Here is a 14,083-nt window from a genome sequence, read left to right on the forward strand (position 1 = left end):
CCGGCGTCATGGTTAAATGCGTCCGATCCCACGCCAGCCACCGCCAGCCATGTCCGAATCCGACCGCACGCTTCCGTCCTCTCCGCCGCCTGCCGGCGAACCGCGCTGGCAGGACTACGCGGTGCTGGTGGTGGACGACGAGGCCGGCATGCGCAGCTTCCTGGAGCGCGCCCTGTCCGCGCGCGGCTGTACCGTGGCGGTGGCCGAATCGGCCGAGGCCGGCGCCGCGCTGCTCGCCCAGCGCCATTTCGACGCCGTGGTGCTGGACATCGCCCTGCCCGGCAAGCCGGGCATCGCCTGGCTGCATGAACTGCGCGACAGCGGCTTCTCCGGCGACGTGGTGCTGATCACCGCCTTCGCCGACATGGAGACGGCCATCGATGCGCTGCGCGCCGGGGCCTCGGACTTCATCCTCAAGCCCTTCCGCGTGGACCAGATCGTCAACTCGCTGCGCCGCTGCTTCGAGCGCGCGCGCCTGGCGCGGGAGAACTTCGTGCTGCGCCGCGAACTGGCCGACCTGTCGGGCAAGGTGGACGGTCTGGTCGGGCGCTCGCCGGCCATGCAGCACCTGTGCGCGCTGCTCAAGCGCGTCGCGCCCACCCCGGCCACGGTGCTGATCCTGGGCGAATCCGGGGTCGGCAAGGAAGTGGCCGCCCGCGCCCTGCACCAGATGAGCCCGCGCGCCGAACGTCCCTTCGTGCCGGTCAATTGCGCGGCCATCACCCCCGAGCTGATCGAAAGCGAGCTCTTCGGCCATGTCAAGGGCGCCTTCACCGGCGCTGCCGACAACCGCCACGGCCTGTTCTACTACGCCAACGGCGGCACGCTGTTCCTGGACGAACTGGGCGAACTGCCGCTGCCGCTGCAGACCAAGCTGCTGCGCGTGCTGGAGGAAAAGCGCATCCGCCCGGTGGGGTCGGCCAAGGAGGTGCCGGTGGACGTGCGCGTGGTGGCGGCCACCAACCGCGACCTGCGCACCGAGGTGGCCGCCGGGCGCTTCCGCCAGGACCTCTACTACCGGCTGGAGGTGATGACCCTCACCATCCCGCCGCTGCGCGAACGCCCCGAGGACGTGGCGCTGCTCGCCGCCCACTTCAACACTCAGCTCGCCCAGCGCCTCGGCCTGCCGCCGTTGGCGCTTGGCGACGAGGCCCTGCGCCGCCTGGCCGCTTACGCCTGGCCGGGCAACGTGCGCGAGCTGCGCAACCTGATCGAGCGTTCCCTGATCCTCGGCCATCTGCCCCTCGACGCCGACGCCGCCATCCCGGGGGCCGGCGAGGCCCTGCCGGTGAGCCTGGCCGAAGTCGAGAAGCGCCACATCTTGTCCGTGCTCGCCGCCTGCCGCGGCAACAAGAGCCGCGCCGCGGACCTGCTCGGCGTGTCGCGCAAGACCGTGGAGCGCAAGTGCGTCGAATGGGGCATGGCTGCGGAATGAGCGCGTGGAGCCGGTAAGCCAGGGCCTGCTGCCGCGGCTTGCCGAACGCGCGCGCCGTTCGGTGCGCGCCAAGCTGCTGGCGCTGGTGCTGGCGCCGCTCGCGGTGGGTGTGCCGGTCCTGCTCGGCCTGGTGTGGACCTGGGGCAACCAGTCCTACCAGCGCCTGCTGACCTACAAGATCAGCTCCGACATGGTCACCGCCCACGAGTATTTCGACCGCGTGCGCATCGGCGTCGGCCACGAGGTGCAGGCCGCCGCCGAATCGCACCGCCTGGCGCTGCTGCTGCCGCGCCAGGGGCGCGACGCGGAGATGTCGGGGCTGCTCGCCAACCTGGCGGTGGCGCGCGGGCTGGACTTCCTGCACTTCCTCGACCGGGACGGGCGCATCCTCGCCAGCGCCCACAACGAGTTCGCGCCGGCCGATTCGCGCGTCGCCTGGCCGGTGGTGGCGGCCGCGCTCGCCGGCCAGGCCCACACCACGGTCGAACGCCTGAGTGCCGACCAGCTCGCCGGGATCGACCCGGCCCTGCGCCGCCGCGCCCGCCTCGACCTGGTGCCCACCCGCGCCGCCGCGCCCGATCCGCGCAGCTTCGAGGACCGCGGCCTGATCATCCACGCCGCCGCCCCGGTCGCGGACGCCCAGGGCCGGCCGCTGGGCGTGCTCGAAGGCGGGGTGCTGCTCAACGGCAACCTGGAGATCGTCGACCGCATCAACGCCATCGTATACCGCGACGGCTCGCTGCCCCTGGGCAGCCGCGGCACGGCGACGCTCTTCCTCGACGACGTGCGCATCGCCACCAACGTGCGCCTGTTCGAGGGCAAGCGCGCGCTCGGCACGCGGGTCTCCGCCGCGGTGCGCGAGCACGTGCTGGGGCGCGGCGAGACCTGGCTGGGCACGGCCTTCGTGGTCACCGACGACTACGTGTCGGGCTACGAGCCGGTGCTCGACGGACGCGGCGCGCGGGTCGGCATGCTCTACGTCGGCTTCCTCGAAGAACCCTTCCGCAACGCCATGCGCTTCGCCCTGGGCGCGCTGTTCGTGCTCTTCGCCGTGCTCTCCGGGTTGGGCACGGTGCTGTCCCTGCGCTGGGCGCGCAGCGTGTTCCAGCCCATCGAGCGCATGAACGCGGTGATCCAGCGCGCCCGCCAGGGCGAGGCCGGCGCGCGCGTGGGCGAGGTCGCCAGCCGTGACGAACTGGGCCGCCTGGCCGGCGAGTTCGATCACCTGCTCGACACCCTGGCCGCCCGGCGGGAGGAACTGCAGCGCTGGGGCGAGGAACTGGACGCCAAGGTGGCCGAGCGCACGCGGGAGCTGTCGGAGGCCAACGCCCATCTGCGCCACGCCCAGCAGCAACTGGTGATGAACGAGAAGCTGGCCGCCATCGGCGAGCTGACCGCCGGTGTCGCCCACGAGATCAACAACCCGGTGGCGGTGATCCAGGGCAACCTGGACGTGCTGCGCGACGTGCTGGGCGAAGCGGCCGACCCGGTGCGCGGCGAAATCCGCCTGATCCACCAGCAGGCCGACCGCATCCGCCAGATCGTCACCAAGCTGCTGCAGTTCGCCCGCCCCGGCGACTTTGCCGGCTACGTGGAGGCCGTGGACGTCAACGCCGTGCTGGCCGACTGCCTGCTGCTCACCCAGCACAACCTGGACCGGCGCAGCGTGGCCGTCGAACAGCGGCTGGAGGCCACGCTGCCGGTGGAGATCAACCGCAGCGAGTTGCAGCAGGTGCTGATCAACCTCATCGTCAATGCCATCCAGGCCATGCCGGACGGCGGCACGCTGACCCTGGCGAGCGAGAACTGGCTGGAGCACGACCAGCCCATGGGCGTGGTGCTGCGCGTGCGCGACACCGGCCACGGCATCGCGCCGGAGAACCTGTCCAGCATCTTCGACCCCTTCTTCACCACCAAACGCGGCAGCGGGACCGGCCTGGGCCTGTCCATCAGCTACACCATCGTCGAGCGCTACGGCGGGCACATCGAGGTGGACAGCCGGCCGGGCGAGGGCGCGGAGTTCGCCGTGCGCCTGCGCTGCGAGCCGATTTACGACGACGCGCCCGAAGCGCCGCACTTCGCCCGCCGCTGGGACATCGCCGGCAAGATCTAGGCACCCGCCGGATTGGGACAATATGTCCCGCCATCGGACAGAAAGTCCCATGCCGGGAATCGGGTAGCATCACCAAGTCCCTGTTACAGAAACTATTTCTCTTCTGGTATGTCTTTTGCGGTACGACAGCCGTTTTGTCCCATAACCAAAAGCGAAGGGGGAGAGACCATGCACGTCTCCAGACGCGGATTCTTCAAGGTCTGCGCCGCGGGCATGACGGGCTCCAGCCTGGCCACGATGGGCTTCGCGCCCACCGCGGTGCTGGCCGAAGTCCGCCAGTACAAGCTCGCGCACGCGACCGAAACGCGCAGCATCTGTCCGTATTGCTCGGTCAGTTGCGGCACCCTGGTGTATTCGATGGGCGACAAGTCCAGGAACGCCAAGGCGCGCATCTTCCACATCGAAGGCGACCCGGACAACCCGGTCAACCGCGGCAGCCTCTGTCCGAAGGGCGCCGGCCTGCTGGACATGGTCCACAGCCCGCTGCGCCTGACCCATCCGGAAGTGCGCGAACCCGGTTCCAACCAGTGGAAGCGCATCTCCTGGGATGAAGCCTTCGACCGCATCGCGCGGCACATGAAGGCCGACCGCGACGCCAACTTCGTCGACAAGAACGACGCCGGTCTCACGGTCAACCGCTGGACCACCACCGGATTCCTCGCCAGCTCGGCTGCTTCGAACGAACCGTCCTACCTGTCGATCAAGGTCATGCGCGCCCTGGGCGTGGTGGCCATCGACACCCAGGCGCGCATCTGACACGCTCCCACGGTAGCCAGTCTGGCTCCGACCTTCGGGCGTGGTTCGATGACCAACCACTGGGTGGACATCAAGAACGCCGACCTCGTCCTGATCATGGGTGGCAACGCCGCGGAAGCGCACATCTGCGGCTTCAAGTGGGTGCAGGAGGCCAAGCACGTCCGCCGCGCCAAGCTCGTGGTCGTGGACCCGCGCTTCACCCGTTCGGCCGCCGTTGCCGACTTCTACGCGCCGATCCGCGCGGGCACCGACATCGCCTTCCTCGCCGGGGTGATCAACTACCTGCTGGAAAACGACAAGCTCCAGCATGAGTACGTCAACGCCTACACCAACGCCGCCTTCCTGATCGATCCGGACTACGGCTTCGAGGACGGCCTGTTCACCGGCTACAACGCCGAGAAGCGCAGCTACGACAAGGCCACCTGGCGCTACCAGATGGGCGAGGACGGCTTCGCCAAGGTCGATCCCACGCTGCAGGACCCGAACTGCGTCTTCCAGTTGATGAAGAAGCACTTCGCGCGCTACGACGCGGACGCGGTCAGCAACATCACCGGCACGCCGAAGGACGCCTTCCTGAAGGTCTGCGAGATGATCGCCGAATGCTCGGCGCCCGACCGCGTGATGACCATCCTCTACGCGCTGGGCTGGACGCAGCACTCGGTGGGTTCGCAGAACATCCGCACCATGGCGATGATCCAGCTCCTGCTGGGCAACATGGGCATGCCGGGGGGCGGCATCAACGCCCTGCGCGGCCACGCCAACGTGCAGGGCGTGACCGACATGTGCCCCTTCACCGCCAACCTGCCGGGCTACCTGTCCGCGCCCACGGAGCGGGACGCCACCGCCGAAGCCTACGTCGCGGCGCGTACCACCAAGCCGCTGCGGCCCGGCCAGATGAACTTCTACGGCAACTTCCCGAAGTGGTGGGTGAGCCTGATGAAGACCTGGTACGGCGACGCGGCCACCGCGGAGAACGGCTGGGCCTACGACTGGCTGCCCAAGCCGGACGGCTCCTACGACGTGCTGGCCATGTTCGAGCGCATGCACCAGGGCCGCATGAACGGCTTCTTCTGCCAGGGCTTCAACCCGCTCGCCTCGGTGGCCCACAAGGGCAAGGTCTCGGCCGCGCTCGCCAAGCTCAAGTACCTGGTGGTAATGGACCCGCTGGCCACCGACACCTCCGAGTTCTGGAAGAACTACGGCGAGTACAACGACGTGGACCCGCGCCAGATCCAGACCGAGGTGTTCCGCCTGCCGGCCGAGCTGTTCGCCGAGCACGAGGGCAGCTTCACCAACTCCGGCCGCGTCATCCAGTGGCACTGGAAGGCCGCGGACGGTCCGGGCGAGACGCGCGGCGACCTGGAGATCATCGCGCAGCTCTACACCCGCCTGCGCGACCTCTACGCCAAGGAAGGCGGCGCGCTGCCCGATCCGGTGCTCAACCTGACCTGGCCCTACCGCCAGCCTACCAGGCCGTCCGCCGACGAAGTGGCGCGCGAAGTCAGCGGCCGCGCGCTGCGCGACCTCACCGACGCCGCCGGCAACGTGGTGGTCAAGGCCGGCGATCAGCTCGCGGGCTTCGCCCAGTTGCGCGACGACGGCTCTACCGCCAGCGGCAACTGGATCTATTGCGGCTCGTACTCCCAGGCCGGCAACCTCACCGCGCGGCGCGACAACTCCGACCCGTCCGGCCTCGGCCAGACGCTCAACTGGGGCTTCGCGTGGCCGGCCAACCGGCGCATCATCTACAACCGCGCGTCCTGCGATCCGAGCGGCAAGCCGTGGGACCCCAAGCGCGCCCTGCTGCGCTGGACCGGAACCGCGTGGGGCGGCAACGACGTGCCGGACATGCGGCCCAACGCCGCACCGGAAGAAGGCGTCGGCCCCTTCATCATGAACGCGGAAGGGGTGGCGCGGCTGTTCGCCCCGGGCATGATCGAAGGGCCTTTCCCCGAGCACTACGAGCCCTTCGAGACGCCGCTGGCACGCAACCCGCTGCACCCGGACAAGCCGGAAGTCACCAGCAACCCGGCGGCCCGCGTGTACAAGGGCGACATGGAACTGTTCGGCAAGGCCGACGAGTTCCCCTACGTGGCCACCACCTACCGCCTCGCGGAGCACTTCCACTTCTGGACCAAGACCTCGGTGATCAACGCGGTTCTCCAGCCGGAGCACTTCGTCGAAATCTCCGAAGAACTGGCCGCGGAGAAGGGCATCGGCAAGGGCGACGTGGTCAAGGTGCGCTCCAACCGCGGCGAGATCAAGGCCGTGGCGGTGGTCACCAAGCGTATCCCCGTGCTCCAGGTGGACGGCCGCAAGGTCCACACGGTGGGCATCCCGCTGCACTACGGCTTCAAGGGTGAGACCAAGCCTGGTTACATCACCAACACCCTGACGCCGTTCGTGGGCGACGCCAACAGCCAGACGCCGGAATACAAGGCGTTCCTGGTGGACATCGAAAAGGCATAGGGAGGCTCGCATGGCACTGCAATCGCTCGACATCGCGCGGCGCTCGGCGACCACCACCGAGGCGCCGCAGGTCCGCCACACCGAAGAGGTCGCCAAGCTCATCGACGTGTCCGCCTGCATCGGCTGCAAGGCCTGCCAGGCGGCCTGCATGGAGTGGAACGACATCCGCCCGGAAGTGGGTCACAACGTCGGCATCTACGACAACCCGCAGGACCTGGACGACAAGACCTGGACCCTGATGCGCTTCACCGAGGTGGAGGAGCACGGCAAGCTCGAATGGCTCATCCGCAAGGACGGCTGCATGCACTGCGCCGACCCCGGCTGCCTGAAGGCCTGCCCCTCCCCCGGCGCCATCATCCAGTACGCCAACGGGATCGTGGATTTCCACCAGGAGAACTGCATCGGCTGCGGCTACTGCGTCACCGGCTGCCCCTTCAACGTGCCGCGCATCTCCAAGACGGACAGCAAGGCCTACAAGTGCTCGCTGTGCTCCGACCGGGTCGCGGTGGGCCAGGCGCCGGCCTGTGCCAAGGCCTGTCCCACCGGCGCGATCAAGTTCGGCGCCAAGGAAGACATGGTCCATTACGCCGAAGACCGCATCGTCGACCTCAAGGAGCGTGGCTACCGGAACGCCGGCCTGTACGACCCGCAAGGGGTAGGCGGCACCCACGTCATGTACGTACTGCACCACGCCGACCGGCCCTCGCTGTACGCCGGCTTGCCGGACAACCCGCAGATCAGCCCCATGGTGTCCCTGTGGAAGGGCATCGCCAAGCCGCTGGCCATGGTCGCTCTGGGCGCCACGGCACTCGGCAGCCTGTTCCACTACGTCATGAAAGGCCCCAACGAAGTCTCCAAGGAACTGGAAGACGAGATGGACAAGGAAGCGGCCCTGGAGAAGGAGGACGCCAAATGATCCGCAATCCGCGCGACCTGCAACGCTACACGGCGTCCGAGCGGGCCAACCACTGGGTGCTGGGCATCTGCTTCATCCTGCTGGGCCTCTCGGGCCTCGCCTTCTTCCATCCGGCCTTCTTCCCGCTGGTGAATCTCTTCGGCGGCGGCACCTGGGCGCGCATCCTGCATCCGTGGATCGGCGTGATCATGGCCCTGTTCTTCCTCGTCATGTTCATCCGCTTCGCGCGCCTGAACCTGATGGGGCCGGTGGACTGGGACTGGCTGTCCAAGGTCGGCAAGATGGTGGACGGCGACGACCACGACATGCCCGAGCAGGGCAAGTACAACGGCGGCCAGAAGCTGTTGTTCTGGGGGCTCGCCCTCAGCATGCTGCTGCTCGCCGCCTCCGGCGTGGTCATGTGGCGCGCCTGGTTCAGCTTCCCGGTGGAGGTGGTGCGCGTCGCGATGGTGGTGCATGCGGCCACCGGAGCCTTCATGATCGGCCTGATCTTCGTGCACGTGTACGCCGCCATCTGGACCCGCGGCACCATCCGCGCCATGCTGTACGGCACCGTCACCCGCGCCTGGGCCAAGCAGCACCACCGCGGCTGGTACCGGCAGGTGACCGGCAAGAACTAGGTCACGAGGCATGAACCGTTCGGGCTGAGCCTGTCGAAGCCCCTTGGCAGCAATCGCCCTTCGACAGGCTCAGGGCGAACGGTTTGTCCCGATTCTCCGCACCGACACCCGAGACCGCATGAATCCTGCAAGTTCCGCCACGCCCGGCTCCGCCCTCAACCCCGGCCTCGAACCGCCAGCCGTCATCGCGCCGCCCGCCGATCTGTTCGCCGACCGCGCCGCGCGCTTCGAACGCCTGGCCGCCGGCCACGCCTCGGGTGACTGGCTGGCCTTCCTCGCCCGCCTCACCCGTGTGCAGCATGAGTTGCTGCAGCAGCACCCCGCGGTGCCGCTGCCCGACGCTGCCACCCTGGAGCAGGCGAGCCGCCACGCCATGCCGCCGCTGCCGGCCAACGGCTGGCCGCGCGACCCGGTGTGGCGCCGCCACCTCGCCACGCTGGCCGACCGCCTGATCCCCGCCGCGCCCGAGTCCCTGCGCCCGCAGCTCGCCGGCCTCGCGTCCGCCCCCGCGGAAGAACTCGAACGCCTCGCTGCGGCGGTGCTGCGCACCGAGTACGACCCGCGCGAAGCCGCCCGTCTGCCCTTCGTCGCCGCCGCGCTGCAGGTCTATTGGACCTGGATGGCCGCCCAGCCCGCCTTCGCCGGCCTGGCCCGGCTGGACGTGCCCGGCGTGTGCCCGTGCTGCGGCAGCCTGCCGGTGGCCAGCGTCATCCAGGCCGGCCAGTACGCCGGCACGCGCTACCTGCACTGTTCGCTCTGCAACACCGAATGGAACCTGGTGCGCGTCCAGTGCAGCGCCTGCGGCAAGGACGACAAGGTGTCCTACCGCGTGCTGGAAGAGGACGTCGCCGAGGGGGGTACGCAAAGGGAACTGGTCCGTGCGGAAGTCTGCGACGACTGCCATAGTTATCTGAAGGTCGTGTACCGCGACAAGGACGCGGCCGCCGACCCGGTGGCCGACGATCTCGCCACGCTGGCCCTGGACATCCTGGTGGACGAGGCCGGCTACATGCGCAGCGGCCCCAACCCGCTTTTCATCCCGGGAGACGCAGCCGCGTAACACCGGCCCCTCCCGCTGACAGACCTCCCTGCCCGGTCCGGGCGTCAGGCCATGACGACAAACCGCCTCGCATCGCTCCCCGCCGTAGATCGCCTGCTCGCCGAGCCCGCCCTCGCCGGGGAGATCGCCGCCCACGGCCGTGCGCTGGTCACCGGCTGCGTGCGCGCCGAACTGGCCGCTGCCCGCGAGGCTGTCCGTGCCGGTGCCGCGCTGCCCGACGTGGCGGCTCTGCTCGGCGCCGTCGCCCGCCGCATCGAGCGGGAAGTCCGTCTCAACCTGCGCCGCGTCTTCAACCTCACCGGCACCGTGCTGCACACCAATCTGGGCCGCGCTACGCTGCCGGAGGAGGCCATCGCCGCCATGGTCGAAGCCGCGCGTCATCCCTGCGCGCTGGAATACGACCTGGACTCCGGCGGCCGTGGCGACCGGGACGATCTGGTCAGCGACCTCCTCGCCGAACTCACCGGCGCCGAGGCCGCCACCGTGGTCAACAACAACGCCGCCGTGGTCTTCCTGCTGCTGAACACCCTGGCGCACAGGAAGGAAGTGGTCGTCTCCCGCGGCGAACTGGTGGAGATCGGCGGCGCCTTCCGCGTGCCCGACATCATGAAGCGCGCCGGCGCGAAGCTGGTCGAAGTGGGCTGCACCAACCGCACCCACGCCCGGGACTACGAAGGCGCCATCGGCCCGCGCACGGCGCTGCTGATGAAGGTGCACACCAGCAACTACGCCGTGGAAGGCTTCACCCACGCGGTGCCGCAGGCGGAACTGGCGGCCATCGCCCACGCCCACGGCCTGCCCTTCGTCGAGGACCTCGGCTCCGGCACGCTGACCGGGCTGGAGGCGTGGGGCCTGCCCCACGAGCCCACGCCGCGGGAGGCCATCGCCGTCGGCACGGACCTCGTCACCTTCTCCGGCGACAAGCTGCTGGGCGGCCCCCAGGCCGGCATCCTGGTCGGCCGCCGCGAGTTGATCGCCAGGATCAAGAAGAACCCCCTCAAGCGCGCGCTGCGCGTGGGCAAGATCACGCTCGCCGGGCTGGAGGCGGTGCTGCGCCTGTACCGGGACCCGGACCGCCTGCCCGAACGCCTGGAAACCCTGCGCCTGCTGACCCGCCCGCAAGGCGAGATTCTCGTCCAGGCCGAGCGCCTGCAGCCCGCACTGGCCGCTGCGCTCGCCGGCTGGCCGCTCACCGTCACCGTGGAGCCCATGCGCTCCCAGATCGGTTCCGGCAGCCTGCCGGTGGACCGCCTGCCCTCCGCCGGCCTGGTGTGCCGCCCACAGAAGAAGGGCGGGGCGCTGAACCGCCTGGAACAGGCCCTGCGCGAACTCCCCGTGCCGGTCATCGGCCGCATCGCCGACAACGCCCTGTGGTTGGACCTGCGTTGCCTGCGCCCCGCCGACGAGGCAGACTTCGCCGCCCAGCTCACGCGGCTGCCCGCCGGCGCCAAGCGCCGCGGCTGAAACACGAACGCTGCCCGACCGCTACGCGCGGCCGGGCGCTCCGGGCACATCCGGCCGATCCGCGTATCGGCTGCCCGGCCGGCGGCCTCCGTGCCGCCAACCCATGGGTCCGTCGCCATGGACCCCTTAAACCCCGGCGGCTTCCGCGCCGGGGTGGCTCACCACGACATCGGGAGGAGGAAGAAATGACCGAACAACACAACGCTTCGCGCAGGCGCTTTCTCGCCGCGGGCGGCAGCATCGCCGCCGCCGCGGCCGCCGGGCCGGCCCTGGCCCAGACGCCGGCCTCCGCCGGCACACGCCCGCTGCCGCCCCTGGTCGGGCGCAGCACCGACACCCTGCTCGCCCGCGGCAACGTCCGCCGCGTCGTGATCTGCGGCGGCGGCTGGGGCGGGGTCACCGCCGCGCGCTACCTGCGCCAGCTCGCCCCGCAGCTCGAAGTGGTGCTGCTGGAACGCAACCCGGTGTTCTTCTCCTGCCCCATGAGCAACAAGTGGCTGGTGGACATCGTGGACACCCAGTACCTCACCAAGGACTACCTGGCGGTGTCCGAGGCCCAGGGCTACCGCTTCATCCAGACCGAAATCCTGGAGATCGAGCGCGACAGGAAGCGCGTCGTCACCGCCGCCGGCGCGGTGGATTACGACTACCTGATCCTCTCCCCCGGCATCCGCTACAACTACGAAGCCTGGTTCGCCAACGACCGCCGCGCCGCGGAAGCCACCCGCGCCCGCTTCCCCGCGGCCTACATCCCCAACGCCGAGCACTTCCGCCTCAAGCAGGCCATCCACGACTTCAAGGGTGGCGACCTGGTGATGACCCTGCCGCCCCCGCCCCAGCGCTGTCCGCCCAGCCCCTACGAGCGCGCCTGCCTGATCGCCGCGCTGTTCAAGGCGAAGAAGCTGAAGGCGCGGGTGATCGTCCTGGACCACAAGGACGACGTGCGCCCCATCGGCCCGGGCTTCAAGGCGGCCTTCCAGGAACTGTACAAGGACATCGTCACCTACGTGCCCAACGCCCACGTGCAGGAAGTGGACCCCTTCAACAAGCGCATCAGGACCGCGGCGGGCGAATTCAACTTCGACCACGCCATCCTGATGGCCCCCCACCAGGCCGGCGACCTGGCGTGGAAGGCCGGCGTGGTCGGCAAGTCCGCCCTGGGTGGGCCGGATGGCTGGGCGAATGTCGATCCGCTCTTCCTCCACGCCCACGACGACAAGGACGTGTACGTCATCGGCGACGCGGTGGGCTTCGTCTCCCCCCAGTTCGCCTTCTATCCCAAGGCCGGCCACGTCGCCAACCGCCACGCCCGCATCGTCGCCAAGTACATCGCCGAGCGCGAAGCCGGCCGCGACCCCGTCCACGATCTGCCCAACAACCTGTGCTACATGATGGTCAGCACCGATCCGCAGGAAGCCATCTCGGTGCAGTTCGACTACAGCATCAACGCCCAGGGCGTCATCGAGCAGAAGCAGTGGGACTTCAACCAGCGCAAGCCGGAGACCGTGGGCGACGACTTCGAATGGGCGCGCATCATCTACGGCGACATGTTCGGATGATGCGCCCGGTTCGCCTGCGTGCCTTCCTGCTGGTGATGCTGGTGCCGGCTCTGGCCGGCGCCAGCCCCGAGCCGCAAGCCGTGGACGCACTTCCCGCCCCACCGCCGGCGCTGCAGCGCGCGCTCGACGCCGTGCCCGGCCAGGTCGTGCTGGTGAACTTCTGGGCGAGTTGGTGCGAACCCTGCCGCACCGAGATGCCCGCCCTGGTCGCCTTTGACGAGGCCGAGCCGGACATCGCCCTGGTCACCGTCGCGGTTTCCGACCGGGCGGCGGACACCAAGCGTTTCATCGAAGAGCACCTGCTGGACGGCCTCGCCGTCGTCGCTGACCCAGACCAGAGCATCGCCCGCGCCTGGCGCGCCCGCCTGCTGCCCACCACCTACGTCCTCGACGCCCGCCACCATCCGCAGTGGCGCCTGGTCGGCGAGGCCGACTGGCGTGACCCCGCGCTGCGCGCGCGGGTGCGCGCCCTGCTGCCCCCAACGGAAAAAGGAGACAAACCATGAACCGCCGCGACTTCCTCAAGACCTCCACGCTCGCCGCCAGCCTCGCTTCGCCCCTGCTGGCCCGCGCCGCCACGCCCGCCTTCCCGCCCTTCGCGCCCACGCCGAAAACCGGCTGGCGGACATTCGAAGTCACCACCCGCCTCGAACGGCTGGCCTCCGACGGCGTGCTGCGCGCCTGGGTGCCGCTGCCTTCCGTGTTCGAAGCGGCCTGGTTCCGCCCCATGGGCAATTTGTGGCAAGGCAACGCCGAAACCATGCGCGTGGTGCGCGAAGCCGACTACGGCGCCGAGATGCTGCTCGCCGAATGGCCCTCCGGCACTGCCGCGCCCGTGTTGGAAGTCGTCACCCGCTTCGCAACCCGCGACCGCGCCACCGACTTCACCCGCCCCGCGGCGCAGCCCCTCGCCCTGCCGGCGGCCCAGCACGCCCTCTACACCCGCGCCACCGAACTGCTGCCCACTGACGGCATCGTCGCCGACACGGCCCGCGACATCACCCGCGGCCTCAGCGGCGACGAGGACAAGGCGCGCGCCATCTACGAATGGATCGTGGACAACACTTCCCGCAACCCCGCCACCCGCGGCTGCGGCATCGGCGACATTGCCGCCATGCTCGAATCCGGCAACCTGTCCGGCAAATGCGCCGACCTCAACGCCCTCTACGTCGGCCTAGCCCGCGCCGCCGGCCTGCCCGCCCGCGACGTGTACGGCGTGCGCGTGGCCGACTCGCGCTTCGGCTACAAGAGCCTGGGCAAGAGCGGCGACATCAGCAAGGCCCAGCACTGCCGCGCCGAAGTCTTCCTGTCCCGCTACGGCTGGGTGCCCGTGGACCCCGCCGACGTGCGCAAGGTCGTCCTCGAAGAGCCCCCCGGCAACCTGCCCCTCATCGACCCCAAGGTCGTCGCCGCGCGCAAGCAGCTCTTCGGCGCCTGGGAAATGAACTGGCTGGCGTACAACGACGCCCACGACGTCGCCCTGCCGGGCAGCCAGGGCGCAACGCTGCCCTATCTGATGTATCCGCAGGGGGAAAGCGCTGCCGGCCGCCTGGATAGCCTCGACCCGGCCGCCTTCCGCTACAGCCTGACGGCGCGCGAAATCGCGTAAGCCCGTGCGGGGCGGCCGCCACCGCCCCGCCTTGCCTCTTACCATCTTTGCCACAGAAAATAATACGGCGTAAGATTTCTGC

At 69.5% G+C, this 14,083-nt stretch carries 10 protein-coding genes; all 10 read left to right on the forward strand.

What is annotated here, in order from left to right; genetic code table 11:
- Positions 1-49 precede the first annotated feature (49 nt).
- The 10 genes from E6O51_RS07940 (at position 50) to E6O51_RS07985 (ending at position 14,001) form a co-directional block, all read left to right on the forward strand.
- Complete coding sequence (locus tag E6O51_RS07940; RefSeq protein WP_211091352.1) at positions 50-1,435, forward strand: sigma-54-dependent transcriptional regulator; 1,386 nt, start codon at positions 50-52, stop codon at positions 1,433-1,435.
- 4 nt (positions 1,436-1,439) lie between these two features.
- A complete protein-coding gene (locus E6O51_RS07945) occupies positions 1,440-3,548 on the forward strand; it encodes a sensor histidine kinase (RefSeq protein ID WP_230976732.1) in 2,109 nt (702 codons plus the stop codon).
- Positions 3,549-3,716: 168 nt separating this feature from the next.
- Entirely contained in the window at positions 3,717-6,773 is a 3,057-nt protein-coding gene (gene fdnG / locus E6O51_RS07950) for a formate dehydrogenase-N subunit alpha (protein ID WP_136384445.1), read from the forward strand.
- Between the two features lie 10 nt (positions 6,774-6,783).
- Positions 6,784-7,689: a formate dehydrogenase subunit beta gene (gene fdxH / locus E6O51_RS07955; protein WP_136384446.1), complete on the forward strand. Its 906-nt coding sequence runs from the start codon at positions 6,784-6,786 to the stop codon at positions 7,687-7,689.
- Positions 7,686-8,309, forward strand: a complete 624-nt coding sequence (locus tag E6O51_RS07960) for a formate dehydrogenase subunit gamma (RefSeq protein WP_136384447.1) — start codon at positions 7,686-7,688, stop codon at positions 8,307-8,309. Before fdxH ends, E6O51_RS07960 begins: the two co-directional genes overlap by 4 nt.
- Positions 8,310-8,427: 118 nt before the next feature.
- Positions 8,428-9,369, forward strand: a complete 942-nt coding sequence (gene fdhE / locus E6O51_RS07965; protein ID WP_136384448.1) for a formate dehydrogenase accessory protein FdhE — start codon at positions 8,428-8,430, stop codon at positions 9,367-9,369.
- Between the two features lie 51 nt (positions 9,370-9,420).
- A complete protein-coding gene (gene selA, locus E6O51_RS07970) occupies positions 9,421-10,833 on the forward strand; it encodes an L-seryl-tRNA(Sec) selenium transferase (protein ID WP_136384449.1) in 1,413 nt (470 codons plus the stop codon).
- Between the two features lie 185 nt (positions 10,834-11,018).
- Entirely contained in the window at positions 11,019-12,392 is a 1,374-nt protein-coding gene (locus E6O51_RS07975; RefSeq protein WP_136384450.1) for an FAD-dependent oxidoreductase, read from the forward strand.
- A complete protein-coding gene (locus E6O51_RS07980; protein ID WP_136384451.1) occupies positions 12,389-12,898 on the forward strand; it encodes a TlpA family protein disulfide reductase in 510 nt (169 codons plus the stop codon). The genes E6O51_RS07975 and E6O51_RS07980 overlap by 4 nt, the downstream gene beginning before the upstream one ends.
- A complete protein-coding gene (locus E6O51_RS07985; protein ID WP_136384452.1) occupies positions 12,895-14,001 on the forward strand; it encodes a transglutaminase-like domain-containing protein in 1,107 nt (368 codons plus the stop codon). The genes E6O51_RS07980 and E6O51_RS07985 overlap by 4 nt, the downstream gene beginning before the upstream one ends.
- Positions 14,002-14,083: the final 82 nt, after the last annotated feature.

The sequence above is a fragment of the Pseudothauera rhizosphaerae genome, from assembly GCF_004801305.1.
GTDB lineage: Bacteria > Pseudomonadota > Gammaproteobacteria > Burkholderiales > Rhodocyclaceae > Pseudothauera > Pseudothauera rhizosphaerae.

Bases quoted from the DNA above. Each gene is read 5' to 3' on its own strand.
- E6O51_RS07940 (WP_211091352.1), top strand. From the start codon at position 50: ATGTCCGAATCCGACCGCACGCTTCCGTCCTCTCCGCCGCCTGCCGGC.
- E6O51_RS07975 (WP_136384450.1), top strand. From the start codon at position 11,019: ATGACCGAACAACACAACGCTTCGCGCAGGCGCTTTCTCGCCGCGGGC.
- fdhE (WP_136384448.1), top strand. From the start codon at position 8,428: ATGAATCCTGCAAGTTCCGCCACGCCCGGCTCCGCCCTCAACCCCGGC.
- E6O51_RS07980 (WP_136384451.1), top strand. From the start codon at position 12,389: ATGATGCGCCCGGTTCGCCTGCGTGCCTTCCTGCTGGTGATGCTGGTG.
- E6O51_RS07985 (WP_136384452.1), top strand. From the start codon at position 12,895: ATGAACCGCCGCGACTTCCTCAAGACCTCCACGCTCGCCGCCAGCCTC.
- fdxH (WP_136384446.1), top strand. From the start codon at position 6,784: ATGGCACTGCAATCGCTCGACATCGCGCGGCGCTCGGCGACCACCACC.
- E6O51_RS07960 (WP_136384447.1), top strand. From the start codon at position 7,686: ATGATCCGCAATCCGCGCGACCTGCAACGCTACACGGCGTCCGAGCGG.
- selA (WP_136384449.1), top strand. From the start codon at position 9,421: ATGACGACAAACCGCCTCGCATCGCTCCCCGCCGTAGATCGCCTGCTC.